At 68.8% G+C, this 22,745-nt stretch carries 24 protein-coding genes, 1 tRNA gene and 1 riboswitch; of the genes, 17 read left to right on the forward strand and 8 right to left on the reverse strand.

The window, feature by feature from the left end; genetic code table 11:
• Positions 1–217: 217 nt before the first annotated feature.
• Both ACU6WZ_RS18195 and ACU6WZ_RS18200 read left to right on the forward strand, forming a co-directional pair.
• Complete coding sequence (locus ACU6WZ_RS18195; RefSeq protein ID WP_447034113.1) at positions 218–2,575, forward strand: immune inhibitor A domain-containing protein; 2,358 nt, start codon at positions 218–220, stop codon at positions 2,573–2,575.
• A 142-nt stretch (positions 2,576–2,717) separates the two neighbouring features.
• Complete coding sequence (locus ACU6WZ_RS18200; protein ID WP_447029096.1) at positions 2,718–3,044, forward strand: hypothetical protein; 327 nt, start codon at positions 2,718–2,720, stop codon at positions 3,042–3,044.
• Between the two features lie 91 nt (positions 3,045–3,135).
• On the opposite strand, the gene ACU6WZ_RS18205 is transcribed toward ACU6WZ_RS18200, so the two are convergent.
• The gene (locus ACU6WZ_RS18205) at positions 3,136–3,720 is read right to left on the reverse strand and encodes a nicotinamidase (RefSeq protein WP_447029097.1); all 585 of its coding nucleotides are present in this window, start codon (positions 3,718–3,720) and stop codon (positions 3,136–3,138) included.
• 154 nt (positions 3,721–3,874) lie between these two features.
• A complete protein-coding gene (locus ACU6WZ_RS18210; RefSeq protein WP_447034115.1) occupies positions 3,875–5,206 on the reverse strand; it encodes a nicotinate phosphoribosyltransferase in 1,332 nt (443 codons plus the stop codon).
• Positions 5,207–5,306: 100 nt separating this feature from the next.
• Here ACU6WZ_RS18210 and clpS point away from each other — a divergent pair, with 100 nt between their 5' ends.
• From clpS to ACU6WZ_RS18265, 11 genes are all read left to right on the forward strand, one after another.
• Positions 5,307–5,621: an ATP-dependent Clp protease adapter ClpS gene (gene clpS / locus ACU6WZ_RS18215; RefSeq protein ID WP_447029098.1), complete on the forward strand. Its 315-nt coding sequence runs from the start codon at positions 5,307–5,309 to the stop codon at positions 5,619–5,621.
• Positions 5,621–6,226 (forward strand): DUF2017 domain-containing protein, encoded by a 606-nt coding sequence (locus ACU6WZ_RS18220; RefSeq protein ID WP_447029099.1) that lies wholly within the window; start codon positions 5,621–5,623, stop codon positions 6,224–6,226. Before clpS ends, ACU6WZ_RS18220 begins: the two co-directional genes overlap by 1 nt.
• Before the next feature lie 335 nt (positions 6,227–6,561).
• Positions 6,562–7,989, forward strand: a complete 1,428-nt coding sequence (locus tag ACU6WZ_RS18225; protein ID WP_447029100.1) for an amino acid permease — start codon at positions 6,562–6,564, stop codon at positions 7,987–7,989.
• Between the two features lie 78 nt (positions 7,990–8,067).
• Positions 8,068–8,487 (forward strand): M67 family metallopeptidase, encoded by a 420-nt coding sequence (locus ACU6WZ_RS18230; RefSeq protein ID WP_447029101.1) that lies wholly within the window; start codon positions 8,068–8,070, stop codon positions 8,485–8,487.
• A gap of 115 nt (positions 8,488–8,602) precedes the next feature.
• A riboswitch (cobalamin riboswitch) is annotated at positions 8,603–8,707 on the forward strand.
• A 61-nt stretch (positions 8,708–8,768) separates the two neighbouring features.
• Entirely contained in the window at positions 8,769–9,755 is a 987-nt protein-coding gene (locus tag ACU6WZ_RS18235; protein ID WP_447029102.1) for an ABC transporter substrate-binding protein, read from the forward strand.
• Positions 9,756–9,763: 8 nt separating this feature from the next.
• Positions 9,764–10,822: a FecCD family ABC transporter permease gene (locus ACU6WZ_RS18240; RefSeq protein WP_447029103.1), complete on the forward strand. Its 1,059-nt coding sequence runs from the start codon at positions 9,764–9,766 to the stop codon at positions 10,820–10,822.
• Positions 10,819–11,628 carry an ABC transporter ATP-binding protein gene (locus tag ACU6WZ_RS18245; protein WP_447029104.1) on the forward strand — a complete coding sequence of 270 codons (810 nt, stop codon included), beginning with the start codon at positions 10,819–10,821 and terminating at the stop codon, positions 11,626–11,628. The genes ACU6WZ_RS18240 and ACU6WZ_RS18245 overlap by 4 nt, the downstream gene beginning before the upstream one ends.
• 44 nt (positions 11,629–11,672) lie before the next feature.
• On the forward strand, positions 11,673–11,777 hold the full coding sequence (locus ACU6WZ_RS18250) for a putative leader peptide (RefSeq protein ID WP_447029105.1): 105 nt from the start codon (positions 11,673–11,675) through the stop codon (positions 11,775–11,777).
• Positions 11,778–11,880: 103 nt separating this feature from the next.
• Complete coding sequence (locus tag ACU6WZ_RS18255; RefSeq protein WP_447029106.1) at positions 11,881–12,168, forward strand: MoaD/ThiS family protein; 288 nt, start codon at positions 11,881–11,883, stop codon at positions 12,166–12,168.
• Positions 12,168–13,118: a PLP-dependent cysteine synthase family protein gene (locus tag ACU6WZ_RS18260; protein ID WP_447029107.1), complete on the forward strand. Its 951-nt coding sequence runs from the start codon at positions 12,168–12,170 to the stop codon at positions 13,116–13,118. Before ACU6WZ_RS18255 ends, ACU6WZ_RS18260 begins: the two co-directional genes overlap by 1 nt.
• 240 nt (positions 13,119–13,358) lie before the next feature.
• A complete protein-coding gene (locus ACU6WZ_RS18265) occupies positions 13,359–14,111 on the forward strand; it encodes an MBL fold metallo-hydrolase (RefSeq protein WP_447029108.1) in 753 nt (250 codons plus the stop codon).
• A gap of 79 nt (positions 14,112–14,190) precedes the next feature.
• On the opposite strand, the gene ACU6WZ_RS18270 is transcribed toward ACU6WZ_RS18265, so the two are convergent.
• Both ACU6WZ_RS18270 and ACU6WZ_RS18275 read right to left on the reverse strand, forming a co-directional pair.
• Positions 14,191–15,456, reverse strand: a complete 1,266-nt coding sequence (locus ACU6WZ_RS18270) for a PTS transporter subunit EIIC (protein ID WP_447029109.1) — start codon at positions 15,454–15,456, stop codon at positions 14,191–14,193.
• 246 nt (positions 15,457–15,702) lie between these two features.
• Positions 15,703–16,965, reverse strand: a complete 1,263-nt coding sequence (locus ACU6WZ_RS18275) for a PTS transporter subunit EIIC (protein WP_447029110.1) — start codon at positions 16,963–16,965, stop codon at positions 15,703–15,705.
• A 234-nt stretch (positions 16,966–17,199) separates the two neighbouring features.
• Between ACU6WZ_RS18275 and ACU6WZ_RS18280 the strand changes: the two genes are divergently transcribed.
• From ACU6WZ_RS18280 to rdgB, 4 genes are all read left to right on the forward strand, one after another.
• Complete coding sequence (locus ACU6WZ_RS18280) at positions 17,200–17,433, forward strand: PTS sugar transporter subunit IIB (RefSeq protein WP_447029111.1); 234 nt, start codon at positions 17,200–17,202, stop codon at positions 17,431–17,433.
• Positions 17,434–17,538: 105 nt separating this feature from the next.
• Entirely contained in the window at positions 17,539–18,276 is a 738-nt protein-coding gene (gene rph / locus ACU6WZ_RS18285) for a ribonuclease PH (RefSeq protein ID WP_447029112.1), read from the forward strand.
• 172 nt (positions 18,277–18,448) lie between these two features.
• Complete coding sequence (locus tag ACU6WZ_RS18290) at positions 18,449–18,829, forward strand: hypothetical protein (RefSeq protein WP_447029113.1); 381 nt, start codon at positions 18,449–18,451, stop codon at positions 18,827–18,829.
• Positions 18,830–18,851: 22 nt separating this feature from the next.
• Positions 18,852–19,454, forward strand: coding sequence for an RdgB/HAM1 family non-canonical purine NTP pyrophosphatase (gene rdgB, locus ACU6WZ_RS18295; protein WP_447029114.1), 603 nt, complete (start codon positions 18,852–18,854; stop codon positions 19,452–19,454).
• A 42-nt stretch (positions 19,455–19,496) separates the two neighbouring features.
• Here rdgB and ACU6WZ_RS18300 read toward each other — a convergent pair.
• From ACU6WZ_RS18300 to proP, 4 genes are all read right to left on the reverse strand, one after another.
• Positions 19,497–19,580 (reverse strand) — tRNA-Leu (locus ACU6WZ_RS18300).
• 51 nt (positions 19,581–19,631) lie between these two features.
• Positions 19,632–20,483, reverse strand: a complete 852-nt coding sequence (locus ACU6WZ_RS18305; RefSeq protein ID WP_447029115.1) for an HNH endonuclease signature motif containing protein — start codon at positions 20,481–20,483, stop codon at positions 19,632–19,634.
• The gene (locus ACU6WZ_RS18310) at positions 20,480–21,109 is read right to left on the reverse strand and encodes an HNH endonuclease signature motif containing protein (RefSeq protein ID WP_447029116.1); all 630 of its coding nucleotides are present in this window, start codon (positions 21,107–21,109) and stop codon (positions 20,480–20,482) included. The genes ACU6WZ_RS18305 and ACU6WZ_RS18310 overlap by 4 nt, the downstream gene beginning before the upstream one ends.
• 130 nt (positions 21,110–21,239) lie before the next feature.
• Positions 21,240–22,724, reverse strand: a complete 1,485-nt coding sequence (gene proP, locus ACU6WZ_RS18315; protein WP_447029117.1) for a glycine betaine/L-proline transporter ProP — start codon at positions 22,722–22,724, stop codon at positions 21,240–21,242.
• Between the last annotated feature and the right edge of the window lie 21 nt (positions 22,725–22,745).

Raw genomic sequence — 22,745 nt, forward strand, 5'->3', positions numbered from 1 at the left:
TCCGATATCCGAAACTCGCCTCCTACATAGTGCACTTGAGCGCCTCAAGTCAAGATCTGTCTTTTCTTCGGCAACTCCGGTCGAATGTCGTCACTTGAGACGCGCGCCGCGTTCGGAAACCCCTCACCCTCTTCCGTGCTGACGCGGCCGCGGGGGAGGACATCATCAAGTGACCATCAGCAGAGGGCGGCTCAGAGCCGTCGCCGTAGCAGTGGCCATGACCACGACCGCCGCCACGGCATCCGCATTCGCCACCGCCCAGGCCGACGACAAGCGGCCGGGCGCACAGAACGCGCCGGGCATCGAGCGTCGTGACCCGGCGCCCGCCAAGGGCCATGTCGAGCACGACCTCGAAGGGCCGTTCAGCAAGCAGCAGGAGCAGCAGCGCAAGGCGGCGCTCGAACAGGTCATAGCCGGTGACGCCACCGTGCAGCAGCGCGGCGCGTCCAAGGTCGTCAAGCTCGACGACAAGAAGTACGTCGAGCTGGGCCGGGAGAAGACCGACAAGATCTTCACGATCCTGGTGGAGTTCGGCGACAAGGTCGACGACACCACCATGTTCGACCCGGACGGCGAAGGACCCAAGCCGCCCGTCAAGAAGTACGGCGGCGAAGCCGGGCCGGCGCACAACGCGATCGCCGAGCCCGACCGCGCCGAGGACAACTCGACGGCGTGGCAGGCGGACTACAACCGCAAGCACTTCCAGGACCTGTACTTCGGTGAGGGCAAGGGCAAGCAGTCCCTCAAGACGTACTACGAGAAGACGTCGTCCGGCCGCTACTCGGTCGCCGGCGAAGTCTCCGACTGGGTGAAGGTCGACTACAACGAGGCCCGTTACGGCTCCAACTACTGCGGCGACAGCAACTGCGCCAACGTGTGGGACACCGTCCGCGACGGCGTGAGCGCCTGGGCCGCCGACCAGAAGGCCAAGGGCAGGACCGACGCGCAGATCAAGTCGCAGCTCGCCGGTTACGACCAGTGGGACCGCTACGACTTCGACACCGACGGCAACTTCAACGAGCCCGACGGCTACATCGACCACTTCCAGATCGTCCACGCCGGCGAGGACGAGTCCGCGGGCGGCGGCGCCGAGGGCGAGAACGCCCTGTGGGCGCACCGCTGGTACGCGTACGGCACGGACGCCGGCCGGACCGGCCCCGCGGGCAACCCGTCCGGCGGCGCCCAGATCGGCAAGACCGGCATCTGGGTCGGCGACTACACCATGCAGCCGGAGAACGGCGGCCTCGGCGTCTTCGCCCACGAGTACGGCCACGACCTGGGTCTGCCCGACCTGTACGACACCAGTGGCGGCGGCGAGAACGGCGTCGGTTTCTGGTCGCTGATGTCGGCCGGTTCCTGGCTCGGCACGGGCAAGAACGAGATCGGAGACCTGCCCGGCGACATGACCGCCTGGGACAAGCTCCAGCTGGGCTGGCTCGACTACGACAAGGCGAAGGCCGCGACGAAGTCGACGCACAAGCTGGGCGTTGCGGCGTACAACACCAAGAACCCGCAGGCCCTGGTCGTCGAGCTGCCGAAGAAGGCCGTCACCACCTCCGTCGTGAAGCCCGCCGAGGGCTCCAAGCAGTGGTGGAGCGGGATGGGTGACGACCTCAAGAACACCCTGACCCGCTCCGTCGACCTCACCGGCAAGGCGAAGGCCGAGCTGGCCCTGCAGGGCTGGTGGGACATCGAGGCGAACTACGACTGGCTGTACGCCGAGGTCTCGACCGACGCCGGCCGGACGTGGAACGCGCTCGACGGCACCGCCGACGGCAAGGCGCTGCCTCGCGACGCCGCCGACAAGCCGGGCCTGACGGGCGTGGGCGGCGCGTACAAGAAGCTGGCCTTCCCGCTGGACGCGTACGCCGGCAAGAAGGCCGACCTGCGCTTCCGCTACCAGACGGACGGCGGTGCGGGCGGCAAGGGCTTCGCGGCCGACGCGATCACGGTGACCGCGGACGGCAAGCCGCTGTTCACGGACAACGCCGAGGGCGACGACGCCGGCTGGACCGCGAAGGGCTTCAGCCGGATCGGCGGGTCCTTCACGGAGGACTACGACCAGTACTACCTGGCCGAGAACCGCCAGTACGTGTCGTACGACAAGACGCTCAAGGCCGGCCCGTACAACTTCGGCTTCGCCACCACCCGGCCGAGCTGGGTCGAGCACTACCCCTACCAGAACGGCCTGATGGTCTGGCAGTGGGACACCTCGCAGAAGGACAACAACACCAGCGCCCACCCGGGCGAGGGCCTGATCCTGCCGGTGGACGCGCACGCCAAGCCGCTGAAGTGGGCGGACGGCAAGCTCCTGCGGAACAAGATCCAGACGTACGACGCGTCCTTCAGCCGGTACCGCACGGACGGCTTCACGCTGCACAACGCGGACGTGCCGCTGAAGCTGAAGTCGCAGAAGGGCGTCTCGGTCTTCGACGACCGCAAGGGGACGTACTGGTACAAGGAGAACCCGACCGGTGGTGTGAAGGTCACTGACACCAACACCAGGATCTCGATCGTCGGTGAGCCGAAGAGTGGCTCGACGATCACGGTGAAGGTCGGTCGTTCGGCCAAGTAACTCGGCCCCTCCTCCAAAAATTGGTAAGGCTGCAGGTCAGAGCATGATCGGCCGTCGCCCTCTAGCGGGCGGCGGCCGTTCACGTTTAGATGCCTCTTGCCAAGCTCTTATTGACGCGACGTCTCATGGGGGATTGATAGGCATGTCCGGTGGCGGTTTCGTACGGCTCCCAGGGGGCAGCGTGGTGGTCGCCCTCACCCTGCCCAGCCCGGCCACTCCGGTGGCCGATGGCCATCAGGTCCGCGTCCTGGTCCACTCGGCGAACCGGGCCCGCGCGCTGACGCGGCTGCGGAACCTGGGGCTGCGGGCGGTGTACCTGCGGGGCAACGCCCACCCGCCCACCCTGGACGAGATCACGGCCGTACTGCATCACCCGGACGGCCTCCTGTGGCGCGGAGCGCCGGAGCAGGGTGCGGAGCTGTGGCACCCGATACGGGCCCTGCTCAGCCCGGTCCGCCGGGCGGCGTGACGCCACCACCGGGACGGGGGCGGCGCGGGACTGCGCGGGGGCGGGGGCGGGGCGGAGCTGGGCACAAGCCCGCCGCAGGCGCCCCACGCCCTCAGACCACCGGCTTGCCCGACAGTTCCACGCCCGCCGCCCGCAACTCCTCCAGCGCCCGCTCCGTCGTGGCCGCCGAGACCCCCGCCGTCAGATCCAGCAGCACCTGCGTCGTGAACCCCTCCCGCGCCGCGTCCAGCGCGGTCGCCCGCACGCAGTGGTCCGTGGCCAGGCCGACCACGTCGACCTCGGTCACCCCGCGCTCCCGCAGCCAGTCCGCCAGGGTGACGCCGTTCTCGTCGGCACCCTCGAAGCCGCTGTACGCCGCCGCGTACGCGCCCTTGTCGAAGACCGCTGCGATAGCGCCCGAGGCGACGGCCGGAGCGAAGTTCGGGTGGAAGCCGACACCCTCCGTACCGGCGACGCAGTGCACCGGCCAGGAGTCGACGTAGTCCGGGCTGGCCGAGAAGTGGTCGCCGGGGTCTACATGGTGATCGCGGGTCGCCACCACGTGGCGGTAGCCGGCCGGGGCCTCGCCGATCAGGTCCGTGATGGCGGCGGCGACCTCGGCACCGCCCGTCACCGCGAGGCTGCCGCCCTCACAGAAGTCGTTCTGAACGTCGACGACGATCAAGGCGCGGTGCATGGCGGATGCCCTTCGGTGGTGGATCGGTGGCGGTTTCGACGGCGGGTCGGTGATCGGTTCGACAGCGGATCGGTGCCTGACGATGGTTCGAGAGTGATGGTTCGAGAGTAGAGACTTCGGCGCACTCGTGGGAGAGCGCCCGCTTTCCCCTGCCCTATTGCACGTACTCGGTGGGGATCACCTGCTCCCCCCGCGACAGCTGCACCGCCGACATCGGCAGCGCCCCCCGCGCCGCGATGTGCCGCTCGCGCGCGTCGTCCAGCGGCTCCCGGGCCACGACCGCGCCGCCCTTGACCAGTTCGACCAGCAGCTGCCGCCCCGCCAGCTCGGCCGGTACGGCGCCGGTGCCGACGACCTCCGCCTCCGCCACCCCGTACGCGTCCGGCCGGCGCGCCGCCCACTTGCGGCCGCCGATCGACGTCTTGCCGCCCGTCGACTTCTTCGCCACCGGCATCAGCGGCGCCTTCGGGTCCGCCGAGGCGGCCCTGGCGACCAGCTTGTAGACCATGGAGCACGTGGGATGCCCGCTGCCGGTCACCAGCTGCGTGCCCACGCCGTACGCGTCCACCGGCGCCGCCGCCAGCGAGGCGATGGCGTACTCGTCGAGGTCGCTCGTGACCGTGATCCTGGTCCCGGTGGCGCCGAGATCGTCCAGCTGCTGGCGCACCCGGTGCGCGACGAGCAGCAGGTCGCCCGAGTCGATACGGACCGCCCCCAGCCCCGTCCCGGCCACCTCGACGGCGGTACGGACCGCCTCGGCGACGTCGTAGGTGTCGACCAGCAGCGTCGTACCGCTGCCGAGCGAGGCGACCTGCGCGGTGAAGGCGTCCCGCTCGCTGTCGTGCAGCAGGGTGAAGGCGTGCGCGCTGGTGCCGACGGTGGGGATGCCGTAGCGGAAGCCCGCCGCGAGGTCCGACGTCGAGGTGAAGCCGCCGACGTACGCCGCCCGCGCCGACGCCACGGCGGACAGCTCGTGCGTGCGCCGGGCACCCATCTCGATCAGGGGTCGCCCGCCCGCGGCCGCGGCCATCCGGGAGGCGGCGGCGGCGATGGCGGAGTCGTGGTTGAGGATGGAGAGGATCACGGTCTCCAGCAGCACGCACTCCGCGAAGCTGCCCTCGACCCGCAGGATCGGCGAACCCGGGAAGTACACCTCGCCCTCCGGATAACCCCAGATGTCACCCGTGAAGCGGTACGAGGCGAGCCATTTCAGTGTCGGCTCGTCGACGACCGAGTGCTCCCGCAGGAAACCGAGCACATCCGCGTCGAAACGGAAGTTCTCCACGGCGTCCAGGACCCGCCCGGTGCCCGCCACCACGCCGTACCTGCGCCCCTCGGGCAGTCTGCGGGTGAAGACCTCGAAGACGGAGCGTCGGTCGGCCGTGCCCGCCGCGAGGGCGGCCTGCAGCATCGTGAACTCGTACTGGTCGGTGAAGAGCGCGGTCGACGGCACGTTCACAGGCAGCCCAAGGTCCGCAGTGTTCATGGCAAGAAGCGCAGTGGTCATGGCAAAATGCTACCGCCAATCTCGTCAGAGTGACGATTTCTACGGGCCGTTTGTGCGACGGCCCCTGCCGGGTGGCACCATGGGACAAGTGAGTACGGCTCCCGCAGAGATCGAACGCCCCGAATCGGCCGAGGAAACCTCCGCCGTCCCCGAACCCGACGTTCCCTGGGTGACGCTGGTCCACAACGACCCGGTCAATCTCATGAGTTATGTCGCGTATGTCTTCCAGAGCTACTTCGGCTACTCCAAGGACAAGGCGCACAAGCTGATGCTCGACGTCCACCACAAGGGCCGCGCCGTCGTCTCCAGCGGCAGCCGCGAGGAGATGGAGCGCGACGTGCAGGCGATGCACGGCTACGGGCTCTGGGCGACGCTGACACAGGACCGCGGCTGATGGCCGGGCTCTTCGAGGAGATTCCGGGCGGCGGCGTGGCCGTCGCGCTCGACGAGGTCGAGATCTCGATACTGCGCAGCCTGGCCGTACAGCTGCTGGAGCTGGTCGGACCCGGCGAGCAGCCCGCCGCAGGCGAGGATCCGCTGGCCGCGCTGTTCGCCGAGGGCCCGAGCGAGGCGCCGTCCGATCCGGCGCTGGCGCGGCTCTTCCCTGACGCGTACGGCGACCCGCAGGCGGGGCCGGAGACCGAGGACAAGCAGGAAGTACGGGCGAATTCTGCGGAGTTCAGGCGTTTCACGGAGAACGACCTGCGCGAGCGCAAGCGCGAGGACGCCCTGGCCGTCGTACGCCGCCTCGACGCGCTGTCCGCCACCGGTGAGGGCGGCGGCGCCGTACTGAAGCTGGACGAAGACGACTGCCGGCGCTGGCTCGGCACACTCAACGATCTGCGGCTGACCATCGGCACCCGCCTGGAGGTCACCGACGAGGACGAGAACGGCGAGCTGTACCGGCTGCCGGACTCCGACCCGCGCAAGCCGATGCTGATGGCCTACCTGTGGCTGGGTGCGCTCCAGGAGAGCCTCGTCGAAGCGCTTATGCCCTGACCTGTCGGGACATGTCGATCAAAGCGTTCGCTCAACGGACACTCAAATCCGGATAACGATCGCATTACCGCAGCGCATTCCTTTGCCGCCCTAGGCGGCTTTTGTCCCATTCTTCCTGTGCCGTGCGCCACATTGGGCGCAGTGGATCACCGCCTCGGCCGTGATAAATCTTCACGACCGCCCGGGGACGCCACCCCTGTCCCCGGGGGCGCTGACACCGGCTGACCGCCGGTACGCACTCCATCCACATCCCGGGGTTTCTCCCCTCAAAGGATCGTCACAGTCGATCCGAGCCGCTCAAGGCCGGGTCGGCATGGAGAAAGGCGCGACACACCATGACCTCAGTGCAGGTCGACAACAAGCACGACGGCAGTGAGGCCGAAGGCCCGACGTCCGGCGAGGGTTACCAGCGCGCACTCGGTGCCCGTCAGATCCAGATGATCGCGATCGGCGGCGCCATCGGCACCGGCCTCTTCCTCGGCGCCGGCAAGGCCATCGACCGCGCCGGACCCAGCCTCATCCTGGCCTACGCCATCGCGGGCCTGGTCATCTTCTTCATCATGCGGGCGCTGGGCGAACTGCTCATGTACCGCCCTGTCTCGGGCTCCTTCGCGGAGTACGCCCGCGAGTTCGTCGGCCCCTTCGCCGGATTCGTGACCGGCTGGACGTACTGGCTCTTCTGGGTCGTCACCGGCATCACCGAGGTCACCGCGGCCGCCACCTACATGACGTACTGGTGGGACATCCCCCAGTGGCTCTCCGCCCTGGTCTTCACCCTCATCCTCTACGGCGCCAACCTGATCTCCGTGAAGCTCTTCGGTGAGCTGGAGTTCTGGTTCTCGATGGTCAAGGTCACCGCGATCATCGGCATGATCCTCATCTGCGCCGGTGTCCTCACGATCGGCTTCTCCGACGCCGGCGACACCGCGACCGTGGCCAACCTGTGGAACGACGGCGGCTTCTTCCCCGAGGGCATCGGCGGCACGCTGATGACCCTGCAGATCGTGATGTTCGCCTTCCTCGCCGTCGAGCTGGTCGGTGTGACCGCAGGCGAGTCCAAGGACCCGAAGACCGTCCTGCCCAAGGCCATCAACACCGTGCCGTGGCGCATCGCCGTATTCTACGTCGGCGCGCTCATCATGATCCTTTCCGTCGTCCCGTGGAGCACTTTCAAGCCGGGCGTCTCGCCCTTCGTGAAGGCCTTCGAGGAGATGGGTCTCGGCGTCGGCGCGGCGATCGTGAACTTCGTCGTACTCACCGCCGCCCTGTCCTCCTGCAACTCGGGCATGTACTCCACCGGCCGCATGCTGCGTGACCTCGCGCTCAACGGTCAGGGCCCGAAGGCCTTCACCAAGCTGACGAAGAACGGCCTGCCGCTGGTCGGCACCACCTTCTCGGCCGCGCTGATGATGGTCGGCGTCTGGATCAACTACCAGTGGCCGGGCGAGGCGTTCAACTACGTCGTCTCCTTCGCCACCATCTCCGGCATGTGGGCCTGGATCATGATCCTGGTCAGCCAGATCCGCTACCGCGCCAAGTCCGACCGCGGCGAACTGCCGAAGTCGTCCTTCCGCGCCCCGGGAGCGCCGTACACCAGCTGGTTCGCGCTCGCCTTCATCGGGATGGTCATCGTGATGATGGGCATCGACAAGGACGCCCGGATCTCGCTGTACTGCGCGCCGCTGTGGGCGCTGCTGCTCGGCGTCTCCTGGCTGGTCATCAAGAAGCGCGACACCACGCAGACCGTCGGCCCCAAGGCCTGACCCCGCCCTGCGTCCAGCATCCGGTCCCGTCCGTACCACCCCTCGGTACGGACGGGGCCGTCTGCTTATCCTGGGCCCATGCTGACCCTTTCCCAGGCCCTGTACGACCAGATCGTCGCGCACGCTCGCGCCGACCACCCCGACGAGGCCTGCGGCGTGGTCGCAGGACCGGCCGGAGCCGGGCGCCCCGAGCGCTTCATTCCCATGCTGAACGCGGCCCGCTCGCCCACGTTCTACGAGTTCGACTCCACCGACCTGCTGGGGCTCTACCGCGACATGGACGACCGGGACGAAGAGCCCGTGATCATCTACCACTCGCACACCGCGACCGAGGCCTACCCGTCGCGCACCGACATCAGCTACGCCAACGAACCCGGCGCCCACTACGTCCTCGTCTCGACCGCCGACACCGACGACGCCGGCCCCTTCCAGTTCCGCTCGTACCGCATCGTGGACGGTGTGATCACGGAGGAAGACGTCAAGGTCGAAGAGGCGTAACGGCCTGGTGCGCCCGCGCCCACGGCGTCCGCCGCGTCCTCGCCCACCGCGCCCTCGCCGGCCGCCGCCCCCACCCGGCCCAAGTGAGGGCGGCCCGCGCGCTGATGGGACACTGTGCCGACCCGGGCGGCAGGACCCAGGAAGCCGGTGCGAATCCGGCACGGTCCCGCCACTGTGACCAGGCCATGCTCGTCGAGCCACGCCTGGAAGCCAGGAACTGACCTGCCGCCTCCCGCACCACCGACCAGGGGACGAGGAAATCCCCCGGAGGAGGCACCACCGTGTCCAGCCGTACCCGGCGTTCCCGCCGCGCGCTCATCGCCGCCGCCCTGCTCCCCCTCAGCGCCTGCACCACCGCCGCGGACCACACCGACCCCGTGGCGAAGTCGGCGCCCGGCTTCCCGTACACCGTCACCAACTGCGGTGTGAAGACGACCTACCAGGCGCCCCCCGAGCGCGTCGTCACCATGAACCAGCACGTCACCGAAGTCATGCTGGAACTCGGCCTCGCCCGCTCCCTCGTCGGCACCGCCTACCTCGACGACCAGGTGCTGCCCAAGTACGCGAAGGAGTACAAGGCCACGCCGGTGCTGGCCAAGGAGTACCCCTCGTACGAGAAGCTGCTCGCCGCCAACCCCGACTTCGTGTACGGCGGTTACGCCTCCGCGTTCTCCGCAGGCGACGGCCGCAGCCGCGAGACGCTGAAGAAGTCCGGCATCAGCTCCCGCCTCAACATGGAGTACTGCGCCAAGGACAAGACGTCCATGGACGCCCTCTACCGGGAGATCGGTGAAGTCGGCCGCACCTTCGGCGTGCGCGACCGCGCCCAGCGCTGGATCGCCGACGCCAAGGCCGGCAACGCCGCCACCGTGAAGAAGCTCAAGGGCGTCGACCCCGTCTCCGTCTTCGTCTACGACGGCGGCGACCAGAGCGCGTCCACTGTCGGAGGCGCCGGCATCGGCGACGAGATGATCACACGCGCGGGCGGCAAGAACGTCTTCGGACACCTACCCAAGCCGTTCACCGACGTCTCCTGGGAAGACCTCGTCGACCGCCGCCCCGAGACCATCGTCATCCTCGACTACGGCTCCGTCACCGTCGAACAGAAGAAGAAGCGCCTCCTCGACGACCCCGTCCTCGCCGGCATCCCCGCCGTCAAGAACAAGCGCTTCGCCGTCCTGCCCCTGTCCGACATGGTCCTCGGCGTCCGCGCCCCCGCCGCCGTCGACACCCTCGCACGCCAGATCCACCCCGAGCTGAAGAAGTAGCGCAGGCCGTGAGCAGCCGAACCCCCGCCCCACGCGGGCGGCTCCGCCACGGTGGTGCACCTGCCGTACCCGTCGTACTCGCCGTGCTCGCCGCCCTGCTCGCCGGGGCGGCGATCGCGGGCCTCGCCCTCGGATCCGTACGCATCCCCACCGGCCAGGTCCTCGACATCGTCACCGGCACCGCGCCCCCCAGCCCGCAGCGCACGATCGTCCTCGACGTGCGGCTGCCCCGCGTCCTGCTCGGCGCCGTCGTCGGCGCCGGGCTCGCCGTCATCGGCACCGTCCTGCAGGCCCTCGTCCGCAACCCGCTCGCCGACCCCTTCCTCCTCGGCATCTCCTCCGGCGCGTCCGTCGGCGCGGTCGGCGTCATCGTCCTCGGCATCGGCGCGGGCATCGCCACCACCGTCACCGTCCCCCTCGCCGCCTTCGCCGGGGCGCTCGGCTCGCTCGTCCTCGTATACGGGCTCGCCCGCTCCGGCGCCACCATGACCACCGGCCGCCTCATCCTCGCCGGAGTCGCCGTCTCTTACATCCTGTCCGCCCTCACCAGCCTGATCATGGTCACCTCGGCCCGCGCCGACCACCTCAAGGAAGTCCTCCACTGGACCCTCGGCGGCCTCGGCAGCGCCCGCTGGGACACCCTCCCCCTGCCCACCGCCGTCCTCGCCGCCGGCACCGCCCTCCTCGTCACCCTCGCCCGCCCCCTCGACCTGCTCCTGATCGGGGAGGAGGGCGCCACCGTCCTCGGCCTCGACACCGGCCGCTTCCGCGCCGCCGTCTTCGTCCTCGCCTCCCTGCTCACCGGCGTACTCGTCGCCGTCAGCGGCGCCATCGGCTTCATCGGCCTCATGGCCCCGCACGCCGCCCGCATGGCCGTCGGCGCCGGACACCGCGCACTGCTGCCCGTCGCCGCACTCGGCGGCGCGCTCTTCCTCGTCGTGGCCGACCTGGCCGCCCGTACCGTCGCCGCACCCCAGGACATCCCCGTCGGCGTGCTCACCGCGCTCACCGGCGGCCCCTTCTTCCTCTGGATGCTCCGCCGCCGCCCCGAAGGAGCCCCCGCATGACCACCCTCACCGCGGAAGGCGTCTCGTACGGCATCGCGGGACGCCAACTCGTCGACGACATCCACCTGACCGCCGCCCCCGGCGAGACGGTCGGCCTCGTCGGCCCCAACGGCAGCGGCAAGACGACCCTCCTGCGCTGCGTGTACGGGACCCTGCGCCCCACCCACGGCCGCGTACTCCTCGACGGCAACGACGTGCACGCCATGGGCCCGGCCGCCCGCGCCCGCCGCATCGCCACCGTCCCGCAGGACGGCCAGGCACCCTTCGAACTGACCGTCCGCGAGATCGTCGCCATGGGCCGCTCCCCGCACAAACGCTTCTGGGAACAGGACAACCAGGCCGACGCCGAACTCGTACAGGCGGCGCTCACCCGGGTCGGCATCGCCGACCTCGCACCCCGTGCCTACCCCTCCCTGTCCGGCGGCGAACGCCAACGCGCCCTGATGGCGCGAGCCCTGGTCCAGCAACCGGACCTCGTCGTACTCGACGAACCCACCAACCACCTGGACATCCGCCACCAGCTGGACATCCTCGGCCTCGTCCGCGCCCTGGGCACCACCAACCTGCTCGCCCTGCACGACCTGAACCTCGCCGCGTACTACTGCGACCGCATCTACGTCCTCGACGGCGGCCGCGTCGTCGCCTCCGGCACCCCGGCAGAAGTCCTCACCGCCACCCTCCTGCGCACGGTCTACGGAGTCACCGCACACGTCGGCACTCACCCGACGACCGGCGCACCGACCGTTACCTACCTCCCACCCGACCCCTCGCGTCCATCCCTCGAACGCCCTTCGCCCACCATGTGAGATCACATGCCTGAGGGGGGCCCGGGAATCTATACGATGACCGCATGGTTGCCCACGACGTGAACGAGACGACGCCGAGCACCGTGCTGCTCGTAGCGCGCCTGCACGTCGACCTGTGCCGGCTCGCCAGCGCGATCTGTACGGCCTGAGCCCACCGGCTCCACCAGCCACGCCTGCCCCCGCGCGAGGGACGAAACGCCGCGCGCCCCCTTCACGCCACCGACGCCACCCTCCTGACAGGAGTCGAAAGCCATGGCCATCGAGGTCCGCATCCCGACCATCCTCCGCACCTACACCGACGGAGCGAAGGCCGTCGAAGGCATCGGCGCCACCATCGGCGACCTGTTCACCGACCTCGACGCCCGCCACACCGGCATCCGGGAGCGCATCGTCGACCAGGCGAACGGAGACCAGCTGCGCCGCTTCGTGAACGTCTACCTCAACGACGAGGACGTCCGCTTCCTCGACGGCATCTCCACCAAGCTCGCCGACGGCGACAGCGTCACCATCCTCCCGGCCGTCGCCGGCGGCATGGTCTGATGCGGTACGACTCCCCGCTGGCGGCCGTCGGCAACACGCCGCTCGTCCGCCTCCCGCGGCTGTCGCCCTCCGACGACGTCCGAATCTGGGCGAAGCTGGAGGACCGCAACCCCACCGGCTCGATCAAGGACCGCCCCGCGCTCCACATGGTCGAGCAGGCCGAGAAGGACGGTCGGCTCACCCCCGGCTGCACCATCCTGGAACCGACCAGCGGAAACACCGGCATCTCCCTGGCGATGGCGGCCCGCCTCAAGGGCTACCGCATCGTCTGCGTCATGCCCGAGAACACCTCCCAGGAACGGCGCGACCTGCTCACCATGTGGGGAGCGGAAATCATCTCGTCCCCGGCGGCCGGCGGCTCCAACACCGCCGTACGGGTCGCCAAGGGCCTCGCCGCGGAGCACCCGGACTGGGTGATGCTCTACCAGTACGGCAACCCGGACAACGCGGGCGCCCACTACGCCACCACCGGCCCGGAGATCCTCACCGACCTCCCGTCCGTCACCCACTTCGTCGCGGGCCTCGGCACCACCGGCACCCTGATGGGTGTAGGCCGCTACCTGCGCGAGAACAAGCCCGACATCAAGATCGTCGCAGCCGAGCCGCGCTACGACGACCTGGTCTACGGCCTGCGCAACCTCGACGAGGGCTTCGTTCCCGAGCTGTACGACGCCTCCGTCCTCACCACCCGCTTCTCCGTCGGCTCGGCCGACGCGGTCACCCGCACCCGCGAGCTCCTCCAGCAGGAGGGCATCTTCGCGGGCGTCTCCACAGGCGCGGCACTGCACGCCGCGATCGGGGTGGGCCGCAAGGCGGTCAAGGCGGGCGAGAGCGCGGACATCGTGTTCGTCGTCGCCGACGGCGGCTGGAAGTACCTCTCGACGGGCGTCTACACCGCCCCCACCACAGAGGCCGCCATCGAAACCCTGCAGGGCCAGCTCTGGGCGTAGCCCCGCGTCTGTCCACGACCGCCGGACGGCCTGGCCGTAACATCCAGCCCGTCCGGCGATCCGTTGGGGGGACCGGGGTCCGGGGCGGAGCGCCGTTCGCGCCCCCCGAACCGGTGACACCGCAGGTGAGTTCCCCCACAACGCCCCGCCATCAAGGAGCGACCGGCTCCGTCGCGCCTTACGCTCGACGGACCTACTCGCACGAACCCTCCCCGTCCCTGTTACGGAGGTTCACGCTCCATGAAGCTCACCGTCGTCGGCTGCTCAGGGTCGTTCCCGTCCGCGGAATCGGCCTGCTCGAGCTACCTCGTCGAGGCCGACGGCTTCCGGCTGCTTCTCGACCTGGGCAACGGCGCCCTCGGCGAGCTGCAGCGCCACGTCGGTCTCTACGACATCGACGCCGTATTCCTCAGCCATCTGCACGCGGACCACTGCATAGACATGTGCGGTTACTTCGTCGCGCGCTACTACCGGCACGACGGCGGACGGCCCCCCGCCATCCCCGTGTACGGCCCCGAAGGCACCGAGCAGCGCCTGACCACGGCGTACGCCGACACCCCGACCGACAAGTCGATGGCCGAGGTCTTCGACTTCCACACGCTCAAGCCGGGCTCGTTCGAGATCGGCCCCTTCTCCGTGCGCACGGAGAAGGTCGCCCATCCGGTCGAGACGTACGGCATCCGCGTCGAACACGGCGGCAGGTCGCTCGCGTACTCCGGCGACACCGGCGTATGCCCGGCGCTGGACGAACTCGCCCACGGGGTCGACCTGTTCCTGTGCGAGGCGTCCTTCACATACGGCAAGGAGGACATCCCGGGCCTCCACCTGAACGGCCGCGAGGCCGGCATGCACGCCGGGCGGGCGGGCGTGGGCCGGCTGGTCCTCACCCACATCCCGCCCTGGACCGACGCGGACGTCACCCTGCGCGACGCCCGCGCGGTGTACGACGGCCCGACGGAGCTTGCGGTGGCGGGCGCGGAGTACGAGATCTGACGCACCCGACCCGGCGCGCAGCGAGGGGCCCCCGGACGGCACCGCGGTCCGGGGGCCCCTCGCGTAGGCACTACCGGGGTTACTTCGCCTCGGCCTTCTGGAGCTCCGCGAGCTCCTCGTCGGACTCACGGCCCGGCGTGGGCAGGTTGAACTTCGTGATCGCGAACCGGAACACGACGTAGTAGAGCGCCGCGAAGCACAGGCCGACCAGCGCCAGACCCCACGGGTTGGACGCGATGCCCAGGTTGAGCACGAAGTCGACCAGTCCGGCCGAGAAGCCGAAGCCGTCCTTCATCCCCAGCGCCCACGTCAGCGCCATCGAGACGCCGGTCAGCACCGCGTGGATCCCGTACAGCACCGGGGCGATGAACATGAACGTGAACTCGATCGGCTCCGTCACACCGGTCACGAACGACGTGAGCGCGAGCGAGAACATCATGCCGCCGACGACCTTGCGGCGCTCGGGACGGGCGCAGTGCACGATGGCGAGGCAGGCCGCCGGGAGGGCGAACATCATGATCGGGAAGAAGCCGGTCATGAACTGTCCGGCGCTCGGGTCGCCCTCCAGGAAGCGGGCGATGTCGCCGTGCTTCCCGTTGTACTCACCGGCCTGGAACCACGGGAAGGAGTTCAGCAGATGGTGCATGCCGATCGGGATCAGCGCACGGTTGGCGACGCCGAAGATACCCGCGCCGACGGCGCCGGAGCCGACGAGCCACTCACCGAAGTTGTGCAGGCCGGTGCCGAGCACCGGCCAGATCAGGCCGAAGACGATGCCGACGACCAGGCCCGCGAAGGCGGACAGGATCGGGACGAGGCGGCGGCCGCCGAAGAAGCCGGCCCAGTCGGGCAGCTTGGTCCGGTAGAACTTCTGGTAGAGCAGGGCGACGACGACGCCCATGACCACACCGCCGAGCACACCGGCGTTCACCGGGGCCTCATTCATGACGATCTTGCCGTCCACGACGGCGGCGACCTTCGGCAGGTTGGCGTCCGTGAAGGTGGCGAGCACCTTCTGGAAGACCAGGTAACCGGTGACGGCCGCGAGCGCGGTCGAGCCGTCCGACTTCTTGGCGAAGCCGATCGCGATGCCGACCGCGAACAGCAGCGGCATGTTGTCCAGGATCGCGCCGCCACCGGCCGCCATGTAACTGGCGAGCTTGGTGATGAAACCGGGGAACGACTCCTTGCCGAGCATGTCGCCCTGGCCGAAACGGACCAGGAGTGCGGCGGCCGGCAGCACGGCGACCGGCAGCATGAGGCTGCGGCCGATGCGCTGCATGACAGCCATCGCGCCGGCGCCCTTCTTCTTGGCAGCCGCGGGGGCGGCGCTGTCCGTAGACATCAATTCCTCCATGGGGCAAGGCGCCGCCAGGGGAGATCGAGGGGGACGGCGGCGTCTCCGGGGGCACTCGGGGGGCACGCGGTGAGGCGCGTGGTCTACACCACTCAGTGGTGTAGACCAGTTTTAGCACGGTGAAGGACGGATAAGGAACCCGCGAATTCCGTGCTCCAGAACACACCCGCCCACGTACGGCCAAAGGCTCCCGGACCCGGCTCCCGGACTCCCGGCCCAGCCCATTCCCCCTCGCTACGGCTTCGTCGCGTCCCGTTCGGCCGCCACCTCCAGCTCCTCCGGCTCGCGCCCCGGCGTCGGAATGTTGAACTTCGAGATCAGGAAGCGGAACAGCACGTAGTACAGGACCGCGAAGCCCAGCCCGATCGGAATGATCAGCCATGGCTTGGTGCCGAGATGCCAGTTGACGACGTAGTCGATCAGACCCGCCGAGAAGCTGAACCCCGCATGCACCCCCAGCGCCCAGGTGATCGCCATCGACGCACCCGTCAGCAGGGCGTGCAGGCCGTACAGCAGCGGGGCCGCGAACATGAACGAGAACTCCAGCGGCTCGGTCACGCCCGTCACGAACGACGTGAGAGCGACCGACACCATCAGCCCGGTCACTTCCTTGCGGCGCTCCGGCCGGGCACAGTGCGCGATCGCCAGGGCCGCCGCCGGCAGGCCGAACATCATGATCGGGAAGAAGCCCGACATGAACTGGCCCGCCGTCGGGTCCTCGGCGAAGAAGCGCGTCAGGTCACCCCGTACGACCGTGCCGTCCGGCTTCGAGAACTCACCCGCCTGGAACCAGAAGAACGTGTTCAGGAACTGGTGCATGCCGATCGGAATCAACAACCGGTTCGCCACCCCGAAGATGCCCGCACCCCAGGAGCCCAGCCCGATCAGCTGCTTCGAGAACCACGTCAGCGCATCACCCACCGGCTCCCACAGCAACCCGAAGAGCACGCCGAGGACGACACACAGAAACGCCATCATGATCGGCACCAGCCGCCGGCCGTTGAAGAAACCCAGCCAGTCCACCAGCTTCGTACGATGAAAACGCTGCCACACGACGGCGGTGAGCAGCCCGATCAGGATCCCGCCCAGCACCCCGGGATCCTGCGGCATGCCGTCCGGCAGCTCCTCCGTGACCGTCCCCGCGCGCGGAAAGGCCTTCAGCACATTGAAGTAGACGAGGAACCCCACCACCGCGGCGAGCGCCGTGGAACCGTCCGCCTTCTTCGCGAAACCGATCGCCACCCCGATGCAGAACAGCAACGGCAGGCCGAACTTGCCGTCCAGGATCGACGTACCGCCCATCAGCAGGACCTTGGACGTCCGGTCCCAGAAGTCACCGTGCAGATACGCCGAGAACAGGCTGCCCAGGCTGACCAGCAGCCCCGCCGCCGGCAGCACCGCCACCGGAAGCTGCAGACTGCGGCCGATCTTCTGGAGCCCCTGGAACAGACCGTTCCACCACTTCCGCTGTGGCGCGGCCGCACTGTTGGAACTCATCGGCGTCCTCCCGGAGCTGGCGGTCTTGGCGGGCGTTTTGGCAGACGTCGCGTGGTGGTGTAGACCAGTCGCCGTACGATCCGGAGCCCGGCCGGAAGACAGGGCACCGGTGGTCGCCATCATTCGCCACGGGACAGTCACTCGCCCGTGAAGCTGGGCCAACCGTGAGTTACCGTGTCAAAGCGCCGTGCCGACCCCCTGCACAGCGCGCCAAGGACCACAGGGAGCAAAGACATGGCCAGCAAGGCTGAGAAGATCGTCGCCGGGCTCGGCGGTATCGAGAACATCGAGGAAATCGAAGGCTGCATCACTCGCCTGCGCACCGAGGTCCTCGACCCCAGCAAGGTCGACGAAGCCGCCCTCAAGGCCGCCGGCGCCCACGGCGTCGTCAAGATGGGCACCGCGATCCAGGTCGTCATCGGCACCGACGCCGACCCGATCGCCGCCGACATCGAAGACATGATGTAGGGCGTCCCTCACGCACACCCGTGACGCACACGTTGATTCACCCGTGAGGGGCCCGATTCCACACCGGAACGGGCCCCTCACGCATGTGCCGCTAGGCTCCACCCCATGTCTCGAATCGACGGCCGCACCCCCGAACAGCTCCGCCCGGTCACCATCGAACGCGGATGGAGCAAGCACGCCGAAGGCTCCGTCCTCATCTCCTTCGGCGACACCAAAGTCTTCTGCACCGCCTCCGTCACCGAAGGCGTCCCCCGCTGGCGCAAGGGCAGCGGCGAAGGCTGGGTCACCTCCGAATACTCGATGCTGCCCCGCTCCACCAACACCCGCGGCGACCGCGAATCCGTACGCGGCAAGATCGGCGGCCGCACCCACGAGATCAGCCGCCTCATCGGCCGTTCGCTGCGCGCCGTCATCGACTACAAGGCCCTCGGCGAGAACACCATCGTCCTGGACTGCGACGTCCTCCAGGCCGACGGCGGCACCCGCACCGCCGCCATCACCGGCGCCTACGTCGCCCTCGCCGACGCCGTCACCTGGGCCCAGGGCAAGAAGATCGTCAAGGCCGGCCGCCAGCCGCTCACCGGCACCGTCGCCGCCGTCAGCGTCGGCATCGTCGACGGCGTTCCCCTCCTCGACCTCTGCTACGAGGAAGACGTCCGCGCCGACACCGACATGAACGTCGTCTGCACCGGCGACGGACGCTTCGTCGAAGTCCAGGGCACCGCCGAGGCCGAGCCGTTCGACCGCAAGGAACTCAACGCCCTCCTCGACCTTGCCACCGGCGGCTGCGCCGACCTCACCGCGCTCCAGACCAAGGCACTCGACGCCACCGCGTCCGCCTGAACCGCATCCGCCTGACCCTGAGCAACCGCGCGCGCCGCTCCGGCGTCTATGACGGCACGGGCGTACGGCCCGAACCCGTACGCCCGTCCACGCGCCCGCCCGTCCGCGCCACTCGCACGTCCGCGCCACCCACACCCGCACGTCCGCAGTCTCCCGGGGGAGGACCCGCTCCATGCGCTTTCGCCGCATAGCCATCGCCGTCACCACAGCCGCCACACTCACCACCGGCCTTGTCGGCTGCGGAGCCCTCGACAAGGCACTGGACTGCGCCCGGACCGCCGACGCCATCGCCACCAGCGTCGACAAGCTCTCCAGGGCGGTATCCACGGCGGCGGACGACCCCACCCAGCTCACCGAGGCGCTCGACTCCATCGACAAGGAACTGTCGAACCTCAACGACACCACCGACAACGCCGACCTCTCCAAGGCCGTCGACGACCTCAACACCGCCGTCGACAACGTCCGTACCGCCGCCAAGAACGGCGACGAGACCCCGGACATCCAGCCGGTCACCGACGCCGCCACCGAGATCGGCAAGGTCTGCACCCCCTGAACCGCCCGTAGATACTGGGGGCATGACCCGCCTGATCCTCGCCACCCGCAACGCCGGGAAAATCACCGAGCTGCACGCGATCCTCGCCGACGCCGGCCTCACCCACGACCTCGTCGGAGCGGACGCGTACCCCGAGATCCCCGACGTCAAGGAAACCGGCGTCACCTTCGCCGAGAACGCCCTGCTCAAGGCCCACGCCATGGCGCAGGCCACCGGCCTCCCGGCAGTGGCCGACGACTCCGGCCTCGCGGTCGACGTACTGGGCGGCGCCCCCGGCATCTTCTCCGCCCGCTGGGCCGGCACGCACGGCAACGACGAGGCGAACCTCCACCTCCTGCTGGCCCAGCTCTCGGACATCGAGGCCCCGCACCGCACGGCCCACTTCGCCTGCGCGGCGGCCCTGGCATTGCCCGACGGCACGGAACGCGTGGTCGAAGGCCGCCTCACCGGCACCCTCCGCCGCACCCCCACCGGCACCAACGGCTTCGGCTACGACCCGATCCTTCAGCCCACCGGCGAATCCCGCACCTGCGCGGAACTGACCCCGTCCGAGAAGAACGCCATCAGCCACCGAGGCCAGGCCTTCCGGGCGCTGGTCCCGGTGGTACGGGAGCTGCTGGGCTGACCAACGCCGAAGGGCCACCCAACCGGGTGGCCCTTCGCTCGGTGCGGCCGGTGGGACTCGAACCCACACGGGATTTCTCCCATTGCGATCTAAACGCAACTCGGCTGCCAGTTACGACACGGCCGCCAGCCGCTCAATAGCCTACAAGGCCGATGACGCGACGGACACGGGTCACCGCTACGCGGCCGTCGGCAGTCTACCTCGACGGCCTCGGCACCAGGTGGCCGTTTGGGTATGGCAATTGGGGCATGCGTAGCGCAGGTTCTCGCGCCGATTGTCGATTCGGTCCCCGTTGATGTGATCGATCTCCAAGACCAAGTGCCTGCCCTGCCAGGTGGCACCAACGCCGCATGCATCACACACCTGGGGTACCCCGATCTCGTCCAGCGCCCTCCGCAGGAGAGAGGTCTTTGTGCGCGGAGCACCTGATTCAAGCCGCTGGAGGAGCTCTGCCGCCGATTTGCGGTAGGGGGAGCGCGCACCGAGACAGTGCGACTGTCCGGTGAAGTGCGTGGTCGAGAGGCCGTACAGCTCGATGCTCCGCTTCACGCTCGCACGATCGGACCCACCGTTTGATCGGCCGAGGAGTCTCAGAACGCCGGCGATGCTCTCCGACGCGGAGACCGCGGCGGACAGCTCTTCTAGAGGTAGGAGCGGTGCATTGTGCGTGCGTCCGCTGGTGAAGTGCGCGGTTTCGATCCCAAGGCGATCGAGCTTTTTCTTGATGTAGGCATAGGGGCTGTCACTAGGCGGGAAGCCCATGAACTCGATGACCTCCCGGATGCTGCGAGAGTTGGCCGCTGCTTCCGCCAGGCGCTCCTTCGTGTAGAAACGACGTTCACGTTCCGGCAGGGGTTCCTCGACGAAGTGGGACGTGTCGATGCCGTAGTGGGTGAGCCGATCCCGTAGATAGCGGCGTGGTCCGCTTCCCAGAGGGGCGCCCACCCGGCGCATCAGGTCGACGAGGCTGGTGGAGGCTGCGGCGGTTCGTGTCAGCAGGTCTCGAGGGTACTTGTTCCGGTAGCTCACGCTGCTGGCCTCCGCTTACGGCCTCGGTAAGTGTCCGTGATGGCGTGGCAGTTGGGGCACAGGAACCGGAGGTTGTCCGGCCGGTTGTCCCACCACGTGCCATTGACGTGGTCCACCTCAAGCCGGAGCGGTTTGCCGTTCCACTCGGTGCCGGTGCCGCACATGGCGCATGACTCCCGCAGCCCGGTCCGGACCAGTTCCCGGCGCAGACGATGGCCCGGAATCCTGCCGTCTGACGGGGACCCGAGGGTCAGGGTGGCGCCAAGGGAGCCCTTGGGGCGCCCCCGCGGTGCGCGCACGAAGTGTGAGGTGTCGATCTTCAGGGCGGCTATCCGGCGGCCGATGTGGGCCTGGTTGCCGCCGACCGGGCTGATTCCCAGTCGGCGTACCACCTCGGCCACGCTCTTGGAGCACGCAACCAGTTCGCGCAGCCTTGCCTCGGTGTGACGCACACGCGTGTCGGTGAAGTGCGACACGTCGATGCCCGCCTTCGCCATCCTGGCCCGGATGTAGCGTCTGCTCCCCAGTGTCGGCGTCCCGCCGCACCAACGCACCGCTTCGTCGAAGTGCGTCGTCTCGCGTGCTGCCTCTTCCAGCAGCTCGTGGGTGTACCTGGCTGGCGCCATCATCTCTCCGCATCCGGCCTGTTCGCAGCCTCATACGGAGTAACGAACCGGTTATCGGATGGTCACGTCCGAAATGCGGAACAGCCCGTACCGCTTTCAGGCGGTACGGGCCGTTCGCGGGAGCGAGGGGTCAGAACTTGGGGGCCGGGGTTTGGGCCGAGACCAGTTCTTCGGCCTCCTCCGCCGTTTCCACCGACGGTGGGGAGCCCGCCAGCGGCTGCTGGGCCGTCTCCTTCATGCAGGCCACGGCTATGACGCCGATCAACGCCGCCGCCATCGCGTAGTACGCCGGCATCAGGTTGTTGCCGGTGAGGCTGATCAGGCCGGTGATGACCAGCGGCGTCGTGCCGCCGAAGAGGGACGCCGAGAGGTTGTAGCCCACCGACAGCGAGCCATAGCGGACGTTCGTCGGGAAGAGCGCCGGGAGCGCCGCCGACATGGTGCCGAGCAGGCAGACCAGGGACAGGCCGAGCATCAGCATGCCCGCGACGATCGCGGGGACGCTGCCCTGCTTGATGAGCAGGAAGGACGGGAGCGAGAGGAAGAAGAAGCCCAGCATGCCCGCCATCAGCAGCGGCTTGCGGCCGAAGTGGTCGCTGAGGCGGCCGACCTGAGTGATGATCAGCATCAGGAAGGCCATGACGGCGAGCAGGATGAGCAGGCCGTGCGTCTCGCTGTAGCCGAGTTCGTCCGAGAGGTATGTCGGCATGTACGAGAGCAGCATGTAGTCGGTGACGTTGTACGCGCCGACCAGGGCGATGCACAGGATGAGCGTCGGCCAGTACTGCCGGAAGATCTTCGCGAGGTCGCCCTTGGCGGTGGCTTCGACCGCGTCGGCGGCTTTGGAGACGCGGGCGTTACCGGCTTCGAGTTTCTGGAAGGCGGGGGTCTCGTCGAGCTTCAGCCGCAGGTAGAGGCCGACAAGGCCGAGCGGGCCGGCGACGAGGAACGGGATGCGCCAGCCCCAGGCGTCCATGGTGTCGGAGCCGAGGAAGGCCGTGAGGGCGGTGACGAGTCCGGCGGCGCCGATGTAGCCGGCCAGGGTGCCGAATTCGAGGAAGCTGCCGAAGAAGCCGCGGCGCTTGTCGGGGGCGTACTCGGCGATGAAGGTGGACGCGCCGCCGGTGGAGAAGCCCTGCACCAGGCGGAAGAGGATCAGCAGGACCGGTGCCCAGAAGCCGATGGTGGCGTAGGAGGGGATGAGGCCGATGGCGAGGGTGCCGATCGCCATGAGGATCATCGTCAGCGCGAGGACCTTCTTGCGGCCGACCTTGTCACCCATGGGTCCGAAGACCATGCCGCCGATGGGTCGTACGAGGAACGCGACGGCGAAGGTCGCGAAGGAGGAGAGGAGCTGCACCGTGTCGTTCCCGGACGGGAAGAACACCCGGCCGATCGTCACGGCCAGGTAGCTGTAGATGCCGAAGTCGAACCATTCCATGGCGTTGCCGAGCGAGGCCGCTTTGACTGCCCGCTTGACCGCTGCGTCATCGGTGACGGTGATGTCGGAGCGGCGCAGCGGCGGGTTCTGCCGCCTCTTGATGGCGCGGAAGAGCATGCGGTGGCGCTTGATCGCTTCGGGATCGGCCACCTGGTCGGGGCCGGTGGCCGCCATGGCGGGTTCCTCTCTCGGACG

This window comes from Streptomyces hypolithicus (assembly GCF_052934925.1).